The sequence below is a fragment of the Pseudomonas sp. AIG genome (genome assembly GCF_977020205.1).
Genome location: NZ_CDROCK010000035.1, coordinates 39249 through 52472, shown reverse-complemented (window position 1 = coordinate 52472; position 13224 = coordinate 39249). Strand labels below are relative to the sequence as shown.

Sequence of the window (13224 nt, the reverse complement as noted above, 5' to 3'; positions counted from 1 at the left end):
GATCTCAAATTGAGGCGGCCATGGTCGATGACCGGTTATCTATAACCGGCATTGGAGCCTTTCCATGGTCAGCATCACTTCTGTTTCGATCAATCAGACCGTCACGACACCCACCAGCAAAACCTCGATCAGTGACGTCGGTGACGACACGTCTACCTCAGCAACCGCCAGCACGGGCGCGACGGCCGATAGCGGTAAAGTCGCCGCCGGTGGTGGGGCCGCTCAGACGGGTGACAGCAGTTCCAGCAGCAGTGAAGAATCGGATTCGGTGAAAGAACTGCGCAAGCAGATTGCCGAACTGCAGAAGCAATTGCAGGAAGAACAGCAGGCGTTGCAAGCGGCGCAGGCGAAGCAGGAAAGTTCGGATGCCAAGGCGACTGAAGTGGCGGCGGCTCAGGCGCAGATCACCGCTACCTCGGCTTCTCTGTCCACTGCCACAGCCTCGCTGTTGCAGGCGTTGCAGGATTCCGACAGCAGCACTTCCGGTTCGCTGGTCAGCACCTCGGCCTAAGCATCACCGCATTCCCTTGTAGGAGTGAGCCTGCTCGCGATCGCGGTGAATCAGTCGACATCCCCGTTGCTGACCCACCGCGATCGCGAGCAGGCTCACTCCTACAGGGATTCTCTGTCTGCCAAGGTTCTGCAGCTAAGCCGATCCACTGTGGGAGCGAGCTTGCTCGCGAAGGCGCTTGTTCAGTCAATATCTATAGTGGCTGACGCTCCGTTTTCGCGAGCAAGCTCGCTCCCACATGGATTTACGCCAGACACAAAAAAGCCGCACGATCTCTCAATCGTGCGGCTTTTGGTTGTTTGGTAAATCAAGTGTCTTGCTTGTTGCTCAACACCTTGCCAGTGGTCGCATCAAAGTCCACATCGAACTCTTTGCCATCAGCCGTCTTCAGCTCAACTTCATACTCATAACCATTGAAGTGGTTATCCAGATCCGTGTCAGTGATGGTCGCACCCGGGTGCAGTTTCAACGCTTCGGCGTTCATCGACTCCAGCGACTTGATCTTGCCGGACTTAACCAGTTCAGGAATCTGGTCGACGCGAACATCAGCCTGGGCCAGGCCAGCGGTAAGGGTCAGGGCAGCGGCGGTAAACAGGGCAGTCAAAGTTTTCATCGGTTCGTTCCTTGGGGTGATTCGTTTAAGTGGCCTCAGGTTAACCGGCGCAACTTAACTCACCCTTAAAACCCCGCACCCAAACAAAACAGGCAAGCCATGCCCCTGCACAGAACTTGTGGGAGCGTGGCTTGCCCGCGATGAAGGCACCTCGATTTCAGATCAGAAACCGTTGTTCTTCAACACCTGGTCAACACTGGCGGCAGCCGGGCGTTTATAGAACTTCAACAGTTCGCTGGCACGGTTGGTGAAGATACCGTCGACACCAGCGGCCATGACTTTCTCGAAATCCACCGGCTCGTCGACGGTGTAGACATGACCCCGCCGGCCTTGATCGTGGGTGTATTTGTTCATCCACGGTTGCACCAGATCCGAATAGCTCTGGTCGCCACCCTTGGTCAGCTTCGCCGACGGCCCTGTGCCGATTGCACCTTGAGCCTTGGCGTAATCTACCCATTGCTTGAACTCGGCTTCGGACTTCGGCTCTTGTTTGCCGTAGAAAACGTTTTTGTCCTTCTCGCCGGACTCGGCAAACGTCACCTTGGATTTCGGCTCGATGCTGCCTTCACCAACCCACAACAGGAGAATTTTCGGCACTTGCGGCATTTCTTTTTCCAGCAGTTCGAGGCTGTTTTTCTCGAACGTTTGCAGGATCACCTTGCCTTTGCCCTGACCAACGCCCAGCGCACTTTTCGCCAGTTTCGAACCGGCCGGGCTCAGCCAGCCGCGGTCCTGCAGTTTCTCTTTCAGGTCTTTCTCTATCCCGGGAAACAGCTGCGGCTCTTTGGTTTCGATGTACAGGCCCGGCTTGTGTTGCGGGTTGGCCTGGGCGATGTCGATGATTTCATCGAGGGTCAGAATCTTCAGCCCGGCGTAAGTCGGGCGGGCGCGATCAGGGTAGGCCTTGTTGTACCAGCTACCGGCGTCGAGGCTTTTCAGTTCGGCCATGGTGAAGGCGTTGGCCGGGCTGTCCTTGCGCTCCGGGAACTTGGTCGCGACGTCGGTGGTGCGCTGCAGATTGTTGTCGTGCAGGGCGAACAGCACGCCGTCCTTGCTGCGCTGCAAGTCCATTTCCAGGTAATCGGCGCCCAGATCACGCGCCAGTTTGTAGGACGCGGCCGTGGATTCCGGTGCATCGAAGGACGCGCCACGGTGGGCAATGACTGCCGGGTGCGGGATGCCGTTGGCGGCAGCGACTGCATTCGGATCCGTCTGGCTGGCGGCGTGCGCCTGACCGAGGCCGAGCAGCAGGCTCAGGACCAGAGCGCTTTTGGTGAAAGTAGCGGGCATGTTCGAGTTCCTTTCGCAGGGCATTTTCAAAGACGTACCTTTTAACAACTGAATCGCTCGGGTGCTATCGCAGGACCGACATAAACGTATTAAAAGCGATTTTTCCTGCACTTTTGTGGCGCCGTTTGCAGTACGCTTGCCCACGGCAGACGTCCCGGCAGAGGGCGCGCCGTTCAAATGCCCTGCGTGTAAACCATCGAACACTTTTCGTGAGGTTTACCATGCGCATCACCTCCCAACTCATCTGCCAGGCCGCCGACGATCTCAAAGGATTTGTCGGCCTCAACCGCAAGACCGCTCAGTACATCGTGCGCTTCAGCGAGGACTCTTTCGGCATGGACGTCGCTGATGACGGGATTATTCCTGTGAATGAATTCGTCTGGGCGCCGGCAACAGCGCAGACCATGACGCTTAAACGCGAGTTGATTCAGCTGTTGCTGGATCAGAACATCGATGATCGGATCAACATCACCGAGCCGTTGCGCGTTTATATGAGCAAGGTTGACGTGCCGGAGATTGAGGCGGTGCGCAGTCTGCTGCGCGGCTGAAGTTTTGCTGTGAGGGTGAGGGCCTCTTCGCGAGCAGGCTCGCTCCCACATTGGATCTGCGTCGATCACAAATCCATTGTGGGAGCGAGCCTGCTCGCGAAAGCGGCCGCCAATGCGCCGCCATTTTAGTGCCCGAACCGATATTCACGCTCAACCCGACACACTCGCGTATGAAACGCCGAATACCACTCCAAACGCCCACGCTCCTGAATCACCCGATGCTCCGGGTTCTGCCGCCACGCCAGAATCGCCGCTTCGCTCTGCCAATACGACACCGTAATCCCGAAGCCATCCGCCCCTCGAACCGACTCCACACCAAGAAACCCCGGCTGTTCACGCACCAGCAAATCCATACGCTCAGCCGCCTCGGCATAGCCGTTGTCACCCTCGGTTCGAGTCGAGGTAAAAATCACCGCAAAGCAATCAGTCATCAACGCGGCTCCATGCAAGCTTCAACAAACGCGCGCACCAGCGTCGGCATCTGCCCTTTGAGCGCGGCGCGTTCTGGTTGAAACAACGTCGCGACAAAGAAGCAGTGCTCCTTGAGTTCAATCGCGCGTAGATCCCCTGACGAATCATGACCGACTGCCTGTAGCCGATCGTTCAACAGTTGCTGTTCGAACTGCGGATTCACACCGAAGCGGCAGCGATAGCCTTCACGAATCTGCGACGTTTCGTACGCCTTGGCGATCAACGAGCCGGGCAGCAGATGAATGCTGTCCACCGCTTCGACCAGCGAACAGGTCAACGGCGTGAGTACCGCGCGTTCAGAGTCGGGCGATGTTTCACCGTGTTCCGCATCCACCCAGCCCAGCACGTTGCGGGAAAACTCCAGCACGGCATGCTGAAAACCGCCGCAGGTGCCGAGGAAAGGGCGCTGCTGTTCGCGAGCAAAACGGATCGCCCAAAGTGCGCCGGCTTCACTTTTGTAAGGGCTGGCGGGTACGCACCAGAAACCGTTGAAGCGCTCGAGCGGCGTATCGGCGTGGATCTGCTCGGTGGGCAACCATTCGAATTGCACGTTGCGGTTGAGGTGTTCGGCGACCAGACCGAGGGCGACGGGAATGGCTTGGTGGGCGGTGACCTGCGGGTCGTAATCGCCAATCAGGGCGATACGGATGGCGCTGTTTTCCATGGGGGTTCCCTGCGCTTGTTGATTGATGGCACTCACTATAGATTGGCGTTCACGCACTCAATATGGGCATTTCCCCAAGTGATCAATGCAGCGGCGCACTATCAGCTCGACTACCCCGACCTGGCCCTGATTCTCGCCTTGGTACGCGGCGGCTCTCTGGCCCGGGCCTCGCACTTGTTGAAAGTCGACGTGTCGACAGTCTTCCGCGCTGTGCGCCGTCTCGAAGCTGCGCTCGGTCAGCAACTGTTCGAAAAAAGCCGCGCCGGTTACCTGCCGACAACCCTCGCGCAGACACTGGCCGAGCAAGCCGAACGCGCCGAACAGGCACTGGAAGCCGCGCGTATCGGCGTGGAGCAGGGCGGCGAAGTGGTCAGCGGCACGGTGCGACTGACCTGCACCGATTCGGTGTTGCAGAGCTTGCTGCTGCCGGCGCTGGCGCAGTTCATGCCCAATTACCCGGCGCTGACCCTTGAACTGAGCACCTCCAACGATTTCGCCAACCTCAGTCGCCGCGATGCCGACATCGCCCTGCGCTTGACGCGTACGCCACCCGAGCATCTGGTCGGACGGCAACTGGCGAAGATTTCCTACCGGGTCTGCGCCAGTTCGCGTTATCTGCAGAACGTCGATGCGTCGGATCTGGCGGCGCTGACGTGGATCGCCCCTGATGACTTTCTCCCCGATCACCCGACGATTGCGTGGCGTCGCCAACAGCTGCCCGGCGTGACACCGGGCTATCGCTGCAACAGCATGTTGTCAGTCACAGAACTGGTTCGCGCAGGCCTCGGCGTTGCAGCGTTACCGGATTTTCTGATCACCGACGGCTTACAGGCGTTGAGCGAACCGCTGCACGGTTACGACACCGCGCTGTGGCTGCTGACTCGTCCGGATTGCCGGGCCTTGCGCTCGGTGGTGACACTGTTCGATGAGTTGGGGCGGGCGCTGCGGTTGCCGTGATCAGCGCTGCGGATTCTGGCGCATGTGATCGTGCAGCTCGCTGGTCAGGTTGGCAATGCGCTCGGTGAGGTTTTTGGTCATCTCGGTCAGGCGGGTGTTCTGCTCCAGCAGTTCAAGCAGTTGCGCGGTATTCTTCGCGGCTTGCGCCTGGCGTTCGGTATTGGCCTGCGCCAACGCTTCACGGTGTAGCGCATCGGCATCGGCTTGCGCCTTGTCGCGGGCGGCCTGACGGGTTTGTGCCAGCAGAATCAGCGGCGCGGCGTAGGCCGATTGCAGGCTGAAGGCGAGGTTCAACAGGATGAACGGGTAAACGTCGAAGGTGGTCACGCCAAACACGTTGAGGCAGACCCACAACAGCACAATCAGGGTTTGTGCGCCGAGAAACATCGGCGTGCCGAAGAACCGCGCAAACGCCTCGGCGCGCAGAGCGAATTTGTCGTTGCCGAAGGTGGTGCTGAGGTGGGCGTGAGGGCGGTGGAAGCGCAGGTGATCGACGGGAGCTGTTTCAGGCGATGCGGGTTTTTCAGTGGTCATGAGGCACTCGGCAGGGCGTGGGACGTGTAGTCACTATAGCCCTGCGTTGTGGCAGCCGACCTCTTCGCGAGCAGGCTCGCTCCCACATTGGAATGCATTTCCCTGTGGGAGCGAGCCTGCTCGCGAAGGCCGCGCCTCGGTCTACTGACTCTGCATCAATTACCCTGGCACCCGCTCATTGGCAAACATGCTCACCGCATCCACCGCCTCACTGGCGCCATCGCGAATCTGCAAGATCACCGTCCCCGCCTGATTCGCCAACTCGACCCCTTCAGCCGCGCGCCCCCGGGTGCCTTCCATGCTCTTGATGGCCTGGCGGGTTTCGCTCTGGATCAAACCGATCATGCTGGAAATCTCCGCCGTCGAACCGCTGGTACGTGCCGCCAGTTGTCGCACTTCATCGGCAACCACGGCAAATCCGCGACCCTGCTCACCGGCGCGCGCAGCTTCAATCGCGGCGTTAAGGGCCAGCAGATTGGTCTGGTCGGCAATCGCGCGGATGGTGTTGACGATGGCGGTGATCTGCTCGGAGCGTTCACCCAATTGCGCAATCAACGTTGAAGATTGGGCAATGTCCTCGGCGATTTCGCGCATTTCGCTGGCGGCCTGCTGGATCACTTGCGTACCTTGCTCGGCGACTTTCCGCGTGGCCACCGAGATGTGATACGCCGCGCTGGCACTGCGTGCATCCTGCTCGTGTTGCTCGACGCGCGCGGTCACATCGGAGGCGAATTTCACCACTTTGCACAAGCGCCCGGCGGCGTCATAGACCGGGTTGTAATTGGCCTCGAGCCACACGGTTTGTCCGCGCTTATCCACGCGCTCGAACTGACCGTGGAACAGTTCGCCCTGGTTCAAGCGCCGCCAGAAATCCTGATAAGCGCTGCTGTTGACCAGTTCCGGTGTGCAGAACAATCGATGGTGTTTACCTTTCAGCTCGGCCAGGGTGTAACCCATGCGCGTCAGAAAATTCTGATTGGCCGTGAGAATACTGCCGTCGAGATTGAATTCGATAACCGCCATTGCCCGGTCAATGGCCTGCAACTTGGCGTTGGCTTCACTTTCCTGTTGCACCTTGGCCGTCACGTCCATGGCGTACTTGACCACTTTCACCACCCGTCCCGACGCATCCTTGATCGGGTTGTAACTGGCTTCGAGCCAGACCGGCTGGCCCTTGCTGTTGACCCGTTCGAACGTGCCGGACTGAAACTGGCCGTTTTTCAGGCGCGACCACAAATCCGTGTATTGGGCACTACGGCCGAACTCTGGTGTGCAAAAACGTCGATGGGGCTGGCCGATCGCTTGTTCGGCGGTGTAACCCATGGTCTTGAGAAAGTTGTCATTGGCGCGCAGCACCACGCCATCGAGGTCGAACTCGATCACCGCCATCGAGCGATTGATCGCATCGAGCAGGCCGGCTTGTTCGGTGAGGGTGCGCTGAAGGTCGTCGACGGCGGATTTGTGGCGATTGAAGAACATGCTCGCAGTACTCTGGAAGAGGGGGAGGATCGAGGATTCAGTCCCTATTTCCGCGCTGGCAGACCGAATGCGCGGACGGCATTCGGCGGTGACTGCTCAATGCCAGCATTCCTTAACTGGCAGATGGCTACTTATACAAAACTTCATAAAGTTGTACAAGAAAGTAATTATTTGTAATTTTGTATAACTTTTCAGGCGCCCGCGTTGTCCGTCGCGGTACGGCTCAAGGCCACACTTATAGTGTTGCGGCCCTTGTGTTTGGCGGTGTAGAGCGCTTTGTCGGCATCGTCCAGCCAGTCGAGGGCATCCTTGTACAAGGGCTGATACCGCGCCAGACCGATACTCAGGCCCACTCGCAACGCTGTCACCTGCGGATGACGATATTGTTGCAATGCCTCGCGCACTTGCTCCATCAGCGCTTCGGCCTTGTTCAGCGGCAGTGTCGGCAGGATCACGCAGAACTCGTCACCGCCGTAGCGTCCGGCCAACTCGTATTGATCGAGCAGGCGTTTGAGGTCGTGACTCAATTGCCGCAGCACCGCATCGCCGACGATGTGCCCGAAGCTGTCATTGATCTCCTTGAAGTGATCGATGTCGATCAACGCCAGCGTGGCTTGGGTGTTGTGTTGGCGACATTGTTGAAACTTCAGGTGCAGCAGGTCTTTCCAGGCGCCGTGGTTGAGCAGACCGGTGAGGCTGTCTGTACGGCTGAGGGTACTCAGGGTGCGTTTGTGCTGAGAGAGTTTGATCGCCAGGCGATAACAGACCATGCCCAGCGCCAGTGGATACAGGGTGAGCATCGGCAGGCAGGCCCAGACTTGCGCCTGCGTCATCGTCAGGCTGAATTTGAAACCAACGATCATCCAGCCCAGCAACACGCCGGCGACTTGCGCGAGGGCGCCGAACACGAACAACCGATAGCCACCGGCGGCGACGTTGTTCATGGTCATCATCGACAGGATGGTCACGGTGGTCAGCGGGCTGAACTGAAAGCACGCCGCCCAGAAGCCACCGCATAGCGAGTCGTACAGTAAATTGCGGCGTTCAGCCTGATACGGAAAAGTCGAACGTGTGGAGATCTGATAGGCCAGATGCGGCCAGGCGAAGCCGTTGAACAACAACAGTCCCCAGATCCAGCCGGGCATATTCAGCGGATACAACGCTGCTCCGACGCTGAAAAAACCGACCCCCAGACCAATGGACCGGGGCAGGTAAATGCGCCTGGCGAATGACAAGCCTTTGCCGCGTTGGTTTTCCATGATGCCCTGCGCGAAATTCATCCTGAAATACTTTGCGGTATTTTTCTCAGGCTAACCGTTCGTCGGTCGATTGTCGGACATTGTCATTTATTCCAACGGGAATAATCAGTGTCCTTCCGAGCCATTTAATCGATGACTCGCACAGGAAAAGGGCGATTTAGAGCTGATAGTGGGCCAAAAACATTTCCAGCGCCGATTCGGCGACGGTGTTCTGCATGTCGACATCAAGAGCGGCGCGGCCCATCGACATCTGTGGCCAGAAGGCAAAGGTCTTGAGCAAGCCTTGCACTTGATGGGCGGCGAATTCCGGGTCGACCGGTTTCAATCGGCCGTCGGCCTGCGCGGCGCGAATCCACACGGTCAGAGCTTCTTCGCGCTCGCCCATGCGCTCGATCATGTTCTGCGCGCGCTCCGGCGAATGAATGGTCGCAGCAATTGCCACCCGTGCCAGGGTCAGGAAATTCTCGTCAGCCATCAACTGCACCTTGGCCTGCAGCATCTGCCGTAATTGCTCGCGCAACGGCTGATCGCGGTTGTAGGTCACCGCTTGCTCGGCACTGATGCGTGCCCACAACTGATTGAGAATTTCGGCGAACAGCTCTTCTTTGCTGGGGAAATGGTTGTACACCGTACGCTTCGACACACCGGCGGTGGCCGCGATTTTGTCCATGCTGGTGATCTCGAAACCGTTGGCACGGAATTCGGCAATCGCCGCCTGAATAATGGCTTCGCGTTTACGGTCGGTGAGTCGCAGTGGAACTGTCATAAGTACGCTTCGGCAGAGAAAAGATGAAATTACACTTGGCAGTTTACTTGTCATCCGCTTTGATGCAACCTAGAAACTACACCGATCAGTGTAATGTTGCGTTAATCCTCGCAGCCTAAAAACAGACCGTTCGGCCTATGCGTGCAGCTTTGGCCATTTATCGTCCCACCGTGGAAAAACCGCGAATTGCGCGGTTTTTCTGGAGTCATTCAGTCATGGCCAATCCAGTTTCGCTCCCGGATAACACATCCACGCCTGAAGCCTCGCGGCAGAATCAGGGGCTGTTTCGCAACCACGCACCCGTGCAACGCGAAGGCCTGCGCAAAATGCTGCGGATCATGTGGAACATGATTTTCCACAAACCGCGCAACACCCGGCCCGCCGCGCCGATCCCGGTGCAGGCGTTGACTCGAGAAGAGCTGCTGGCAGCGCCCAATCACAGCGTCTATCGCCTCGGTCACTCGACCTTGCTGTTGAAGCTGCGCGACAAATTCTTCATCACCGACCCGGTCTTCGCCGAGCGCGCATCGCCGGTGCAGTGGGCCGGACCGAAACGCTTCCACCAGCCACCGATCAGCATCGACCAGTTGCCGCCGATCGAAGCGGTGATCCTGTCGCACAACCATTACGACCACCTCGATTACCAGGCCGTGCTCAGACTGGCCGCCAAGACCAACCTGTTCCTCACGCCACTGGGCGTCGGCGACACGCTGATCAAATGGGGTATCGATGCCAGTAAAGTCCGTCAGTACGATTGGTGGCAGGGCGCAGAGATTGCCGGCATCCGTTTCGTCGCCACACCGTCACAGCACTTTTCCGGCCGTGGCCTGTTCGATGGCAACAGCTCACTGTGGGCGTCATGGGTAATGATCGACGGCGACACGCGAATCTTCTTCAGTGGCGACAGCGGCTACTTCGATGGCTTCAAACGCATCGGCGAACAGTTCGGCCCCTTCGACCTGACCCTGATGGAAACCGGCGCCTACAACGTCGAATGGCCGCACGTGCACATGCAGCCCGAAGAAACCCTGCAAGCGCACATCGACCTCAAGGGCCGCTGGCTCTTCCCGATCCACAACGGCACTTTCGACCTGGCGATGCACGCCTGGCACGAACCGTTCGACCGGATTCTGGCACTGGCGTGGGAACGCAGTGTTTCGATTACCACGCCGCAAATGGGTGAGGCGTTTAACATCGCTCAACCGCAACGCGGGGAGGCGTGGTGGTTGGCGGTTGAAGGGGAGAGTGAGGGTGTGGTGCAGAGCGCTTAATGAGTTTCAGGTTAAGCAAACACCACTTCAATTCGGCCTTCTTTTCGTGATCGGGGGGCCGATTTCACTACGATTTGCACATCTCGCCCAAGATGAGAAAGACATTCCATCATTTTGGCTTCACTGATCCCTCGAAATTTCCCCCGTAGCATTTCGGAAAGTTTTGGTTGGGATAATCCAAGGATTTCAGACGCCTGAATCTGAGTGAGATGGCGAGCCTTGATGATCTCGCCGATCTTCGCCGCGAGCTGCGACTTAACCTGCATTTCACTGGCATTGGGCAGTTCGAGGTCTTGGTAGACGTTCCCGCTACCTTTTTCAATTTCTATCATTTTCTGATCCTTTCGCGTGATCCTGAGCGGCTCGAAGACGGTTTCGTATCAGATCAATGTCGGACTGAGCCGTTTTGATTCCGGTAGTCGACTTCTTTTGAAAGCACTGCAATACATAAATGGCACTGCCGAAACGAACCGTGTAAATGGCGCGGTAGGTGTTGGTATCGAAGTCTTCGATCAGCTCCAGCACACCTGCGCCTCCAAACCCTTTCAGGGGTTTTGCATCCGGATGCTTCAAACCACTCTGGGCCAAATCCAGTGCATAACCAAAAACATCCTGTACGTCTGTGGGCATCTGCTTGAGATCTTTCTTGCTACTGCAGACCCACAAGAGCGGCTTCCTTGCACTCATGCGAAAATATATCTATTTAGGAATAAAGATCAACTCGTTCTCTCAATCAGCCATCGCAAAATCCCCACGGCCCACCGCTTCCGACGAAACGCTCTGAAAACTCGCACTACGCCCCGGCGCAAACCCGGGAAAGAACACCAGCCCCTGCGCCTCGAACCGGTAAGCCAGCGCCAGCCGAGCCGCATCCGCAACATCCTGCTGCGCTTCAAACCGATGAATGTCTTCAACCGAAACCTCAGCCTCCCGCGAGAGCTGTTCCGCGCTCCAGCCCAGCATCGCTCGGGCCTGGACGCAGTGCGTCGGGGTGAACTGGAAAAGGGCAATGCGTTCGAGGATGTGGTTCATCGCAAGAGAGGCCATGGTGTGCTCCGGGCTCAAGAGTGCTGATTGAAAATGTACTGTGTTTTTGTACAGTTGTTTTCGGCCGGGATCAAACGCATTTTTTGATTTGCGCTAATTCGCCGCCTCCAACCAGACGGACGGTGCCTGCCCGAGGATCCGCCGGAACATCGTCGAGAACGCCGCCGGGCTTTCATAACCAAAGTCCAGTGCGATGCGCGTCACCGCTTCACCCGAGGCTAAACGTGCCAGCGCCAGGACCACGCAAGCCTGCTGCCGCCATTGTCTGAAGCTCAGCCCGGTTTGTTGGCGAAACAGTCTGTTGAAGGTACGCAAGCTTATGTGTAATTGGTCAGCCCACTGCTGTGGTGATTGGTGGGCGTACGGCTGATGCAGAAAGTTCTGACACAGAGACAGGAGCTTTCCGTCAGTCGGCAGCGGAATGTGCAACGGCAGCGGCGCACTGCGCGTCAATTCATGCAGCAACAGATCAATCAACACGCCATCGCGTCCGCCCAAGTCATAGGTCAGCGGTAACTCCACGGCCTCCATCAGCAAATGCCGCATCAACAGCGACACACTGATCACCTGGCAGCGCTCACCCAAATCCACCGCATCGGGTTCGATATACAAGCTGCGAGTGCTTACCCCAAGCATCAACACCTCGTGCGCCACCCCCGGCGGAATCCACACCGCGCGCTGCGGCGGCACGACCCAATTGCCGTCATGGGTACTGACCTGCATCACCCCGGTCGCGCCATACAACAATTGCGCCCGTCGATGCGTGTGAAAAGGCAGCAAGTGACCGTGGGAATAATCCGTACCGATCGCCACCACCGCACGCGGCGTGTCATCCAGCAGATTGATCGAAACATTGCGCATCAGGCGTTTCCCGGTGGTTGGCGTAAACGCAAACATTATTGGCTGACTTGCTGAAGCAGGCCAAGCGATGCCGTTCTATCGTCGACCGCTCTCCCACCACGGACGCCTCGACATGTTGTATTTATTGCTGACCCTCTTCGGCTGCCTGACCGGCATCACCGCCGTGCTGTTCGGCTTCGGCGGCGGCTTCGTCGTGGTGCCGCTGCTGTATCGCCTGCTCACCGCCAGCCACGGCGTCGACGACCCGATCGGCCAATCGGCGATGCACATCGCCGTCGCCACCTCGACCTGCGTAATGATCGTCAACGCCCTGATCGCCACCGACAAACACCGTCGCGCCGGCAACCTCATCCGTCATTACCTGTGGCCGTTGGGAGGGTTTATCGGAATGGGTGCGGTCGTGGGTGCAATAGCCGCGATTTGGGTCAGCGGCGAAGTGATTCGCTACGCATTCATCGGCTACCTCGGCGTGACCATCGTCGACTGCCTGCTCAGACGAGGATTTCTCACTCAGAACCCACACGTCATCCCACGCCGACTTGGCGCTACGGAAACTTCCGCAGGTGGTGTAGGCATCGGCGCCATCGCGACGTTTCTCGGTGTAGGAGGCAGCGTCATGACCGTGCCGATGTTGCGCCGTTGTGGATTGAGCATGTCGCAAGCGACGTCCATGGCCAATCCGTTGAGCGTGCCGGTGGCAGTGGCCGGCACGCTGACGTACATGGCGTTGGCCGGGTTCAGTCAGGCTGAATTGGGCGCGTGGTTTGTCGGGTATGTGGATTTGCTGGCGTTTGCGGTGCTGACGGTGGGGTCGCTCATCGGGATACGATTGGCCGCGCCATGGATTGGACGGATACCAGATCGGGTGCATGCCTGGGTCTATATCGGGTTGCTGATTATTGTGCTGCTGTGCATTTCGCTTAAATGAACCATTGCCAGGCTACAGCGGAAGA

At 58.1% G+C, this 13224-nt stretch carries 16 protein-coding genes and 2 pseudogenes; 5 read left to right on the top strand and 13 right to left on the bottom strand.

Translation table 11 applies throughout. The features are described from left to right. The first annotated feature begins 64 nt into the window (after window positions 1-64). Window positions 65-511 (top strand): hypothetical protein, encoded by a 447-nt coding sequence (locus ACWR1S_RS19715; protein ID WP_454564661.1) that lies wholly within the window; start codon window positions 65-67, stop codon window positions 509-511. Window positions 512-818: 307 nt separating this feature from the next. Here the strand turns inward: ACWR1S_RS19715 and ACWR1S_RS19710 are convergent, their stop codons facing one another. Next, window positions 819-1124: a PepSY domain-containing protein gene (locus ACWR1S_RS19710; protein ID WP_007917758.1), complete on the bottom strand. Its 306-nt coding sequence runs from the start codon at window positions 1122-1124 to the stop codon at window positions 819-821. A gap of 162 nt (window positions 1125-1286) precedes the next feature. Further along, on the bottom strand, window positions 1287-2414 hold the full coding sequence (locus ACWR1S_RS19705; RefSeq protein WP_454564660.1) for a glycerophosphodiester phosphodiesterase: 1128 nt from the start codon (window positions 2412-2414) through the stop codon (window positions 1287-1289). Window positions 2415-2635: 221 nt separating this feature from the next. On the opposite strand from ACWR1S_RS19705, the gene ACWR1S_RS19700 reads away from it, so the two are divergent. Then, window positions 2636-2962: a DUF2025 family protein gene (locus tag ACWR1S_RS19700; RefSeq protein ID WP_454564659.1), complete on the top strand. Its 327-nt coding sequence runs from the start codon at window positions 2636-2638 to the stop codon at window positions 2960-2962. Window positions 2963-3087: 125 nt separating this feature from the next. Here ACWR1S_RS19700 and ACWR1S_RS19695 read toward each other — a convergent pair whose 3' ends face one another. Further along, window positions 3088-3393: an antibiotic biosynthesis monooxygenase family protein gene (locus ACWR1S_RS19695; RefSeq protein WP_454564658.1), complete on the bottom strand. Its 306-nt coding sequence runs from the start codon at window positions 3391-3393 to the stop codon at window positions 3088-3090. Continuing rightward, window positions 3393-4097 carry a CTP synthase C-terminal region-related (seleno)protein gene (locus ACWR1S_RS19690; RefSeq protein WP_454564657.1) on the bottom strand — a complete coding sequence of 235 codons (705 nt, stop codon included), beginning with the start codon at window positions 4095-4097 and terminating at the stop codon, window positions 3393-3395. Before ACWR1S_RS19690 ends, ACWR1S_RS19695 begins: the two co-directional genes overlap by 1 nt. Before the next feature lie 15 nt (window positions 4098-4112). Here ACWR1S_RS19690 and ACWR1S_RS19685 point away from each other — a divergent pair, with 15 nt between their 5' ends. Next, the gene (locus ACWR1S_RS19685; RefSeq protein WP_454564656.1) at window positions 4113-5054 is read left to right on the top strand and encodes a LysR family transcriptional regulator; all 942 of its coding nucleotides are present in this window, start codon (window positions 4113-4115) and stop codon (window positions 5052-5054) included. Here ACWR1S_RS19685 and ACWR1S_RS19680 read toward each other — a convergent pair whose 3' ends face one another. The 5 genes and pseudogenes from ACWR1S_RS19680 to ACWR1S_RS19660 form a co-directional block, all read right to left on the bottom strand. Beyond that, window positions 5055-5588, bottom strand: coding sequence for a DUF1003 domain-containing protein (locus tag ACWR1S_RS19680; protein WP_454564655.1), 534 nt, complete (start codon window positions 5586-5588; stop codon window positions 5055-5057). Window positions 5589-5747: 159 nt separating this feature from the next. After that, window positions 5748-6185: pseudogene (locus ACWR1S_RS19675) on the bottom strand (methyl-accepting chemotaxis protein); the annotation flags it as partial. 108 nt (window positions 6186-6293) lie between these two features. Beyond that, window positions 6294-6977 (bottom strand): annotated as a pseudogene (locus tag ACWR1S_RS19670) (PAS domain-containing protein); the annotation flags it as partial. A 281-nt stretch (window positions 6978-7258) separates the two neighbouring features. After that, window positions 7259-8326 carry a diguanylate cyclase gene (locus tag ACWR1S_RS19665; protein ID WP_454564685.1) on the bottom strand — a complete coding sequence of 356 codons (1068 nt, stop codon included), beginning with the start codon at window positions 8324-8326 and terminating at the stop codon, window positions 7259-7261. A 157-nt stretch (window positions 8327-8483) separates the two neighbouring features. Beyond that, the gene (locus ACWR1S_RS19660; protein WP_454564654.1) at window positions 8484-9092 is read right to left on the bottom strand and encodes a TetR/AcrR family transcriptional regulator; all 609 of its coding nucleotides are present in this window, start codon (window positions 9090-9092) and stop codon (window positions 8484-8486) included. A 215-nt stretch (window positions 9093-9307) separates the two neighbouring features. Between ACWR1S_RS19660 and ACWR1S_RS19655 the strand changes: the two genes are divergently transcribed. Next, window positions 9308-10363 carry an MBL fold metallo-hydrolase gene (locus ACWR1S_RS19655; RefSeq protein WP_454564653.1) on the top strand — a complete coding sequence of 352 codons (1056 nt, stop codon included), beginning with the start codon at window positions 9308-9310 and terminating at the stop codon, window positions 10361-10363. A gap of 11 nt (window positions 10364-10374) precedes the next feature. On the opposite strand, the gene ACWR1S_RS19650 is transcribed toward ACWR1S_RS19655, so the two are convergent. The 4 genes from ACWR1S_RS19650 to ACWR1S_RS19635 form a co-directional block, all read right to left on the bottom strand. After that, window positions 10375-10695, bottom strand: coding sequence for a helix-turn-helix domain-containing protein (locus tag ACWR1S_RS19650; protein WP_095048140.1), 321 nt, complete (start codon window positions 10693-10695; stop codon window positions 10375-10377). Further along, on the bottom strand, window positions 10682-11050 hold the full coding sequence (locus ACWR1S_RS19645) for a type II toxin-antitoxin system RelE/ParE family toxin (RefSeq protein WP_454564652.1): 369 nt from the start codon (window positions 11048-11050) through the stop codon (window positions 10682-10684). The genes ACWR1S_RS19650 and ACWR1S_RS19645 overlap by 14 nt, the downstream gene beginning before the upstream one ends. Window positions 11051-11092: 42 nt before the next feature. Beyond that, a complete protein-coding gene (locus ACWR1S_RS19640; RefSeq protein WP_454564651.1) occupies window positions 11093-11410 on the bottom strand; it encodes an XRE family transcriptional regulator in 318 nt (105 codons plus the stop codon). A gap of 93 nt (window positions 11411-11503) precedes the next feature. Then, a complete protein-coding gene (locus tag ACWR1S_RS19635; protein ID WP_454564650.1) occupies window positions 11504-12271 on the bottom strand; it encodes an AraC family transcriptional regulator in 768 nt (255 codons plus the stop codon). A gap of 112 nt (window positions 12272-12383) precedes the next feature. Between ACWR1S_RS19635 and ACWR1S_RS19630 the strand changes: the two genes are divergently transcribed. After that, window positions 12384-13199, top strand: coding sequence for a sulfite exporter TauE/SafE family protein (locus tag ACWR1S_RS19630; RefSeq protein ID WP_454564684.1), 816 nt, complete (start codon window positions 12384-12386; stop codon window positions 13197-13199). Window positions 13200-13224: the final 25 nt, after the last annotated feature.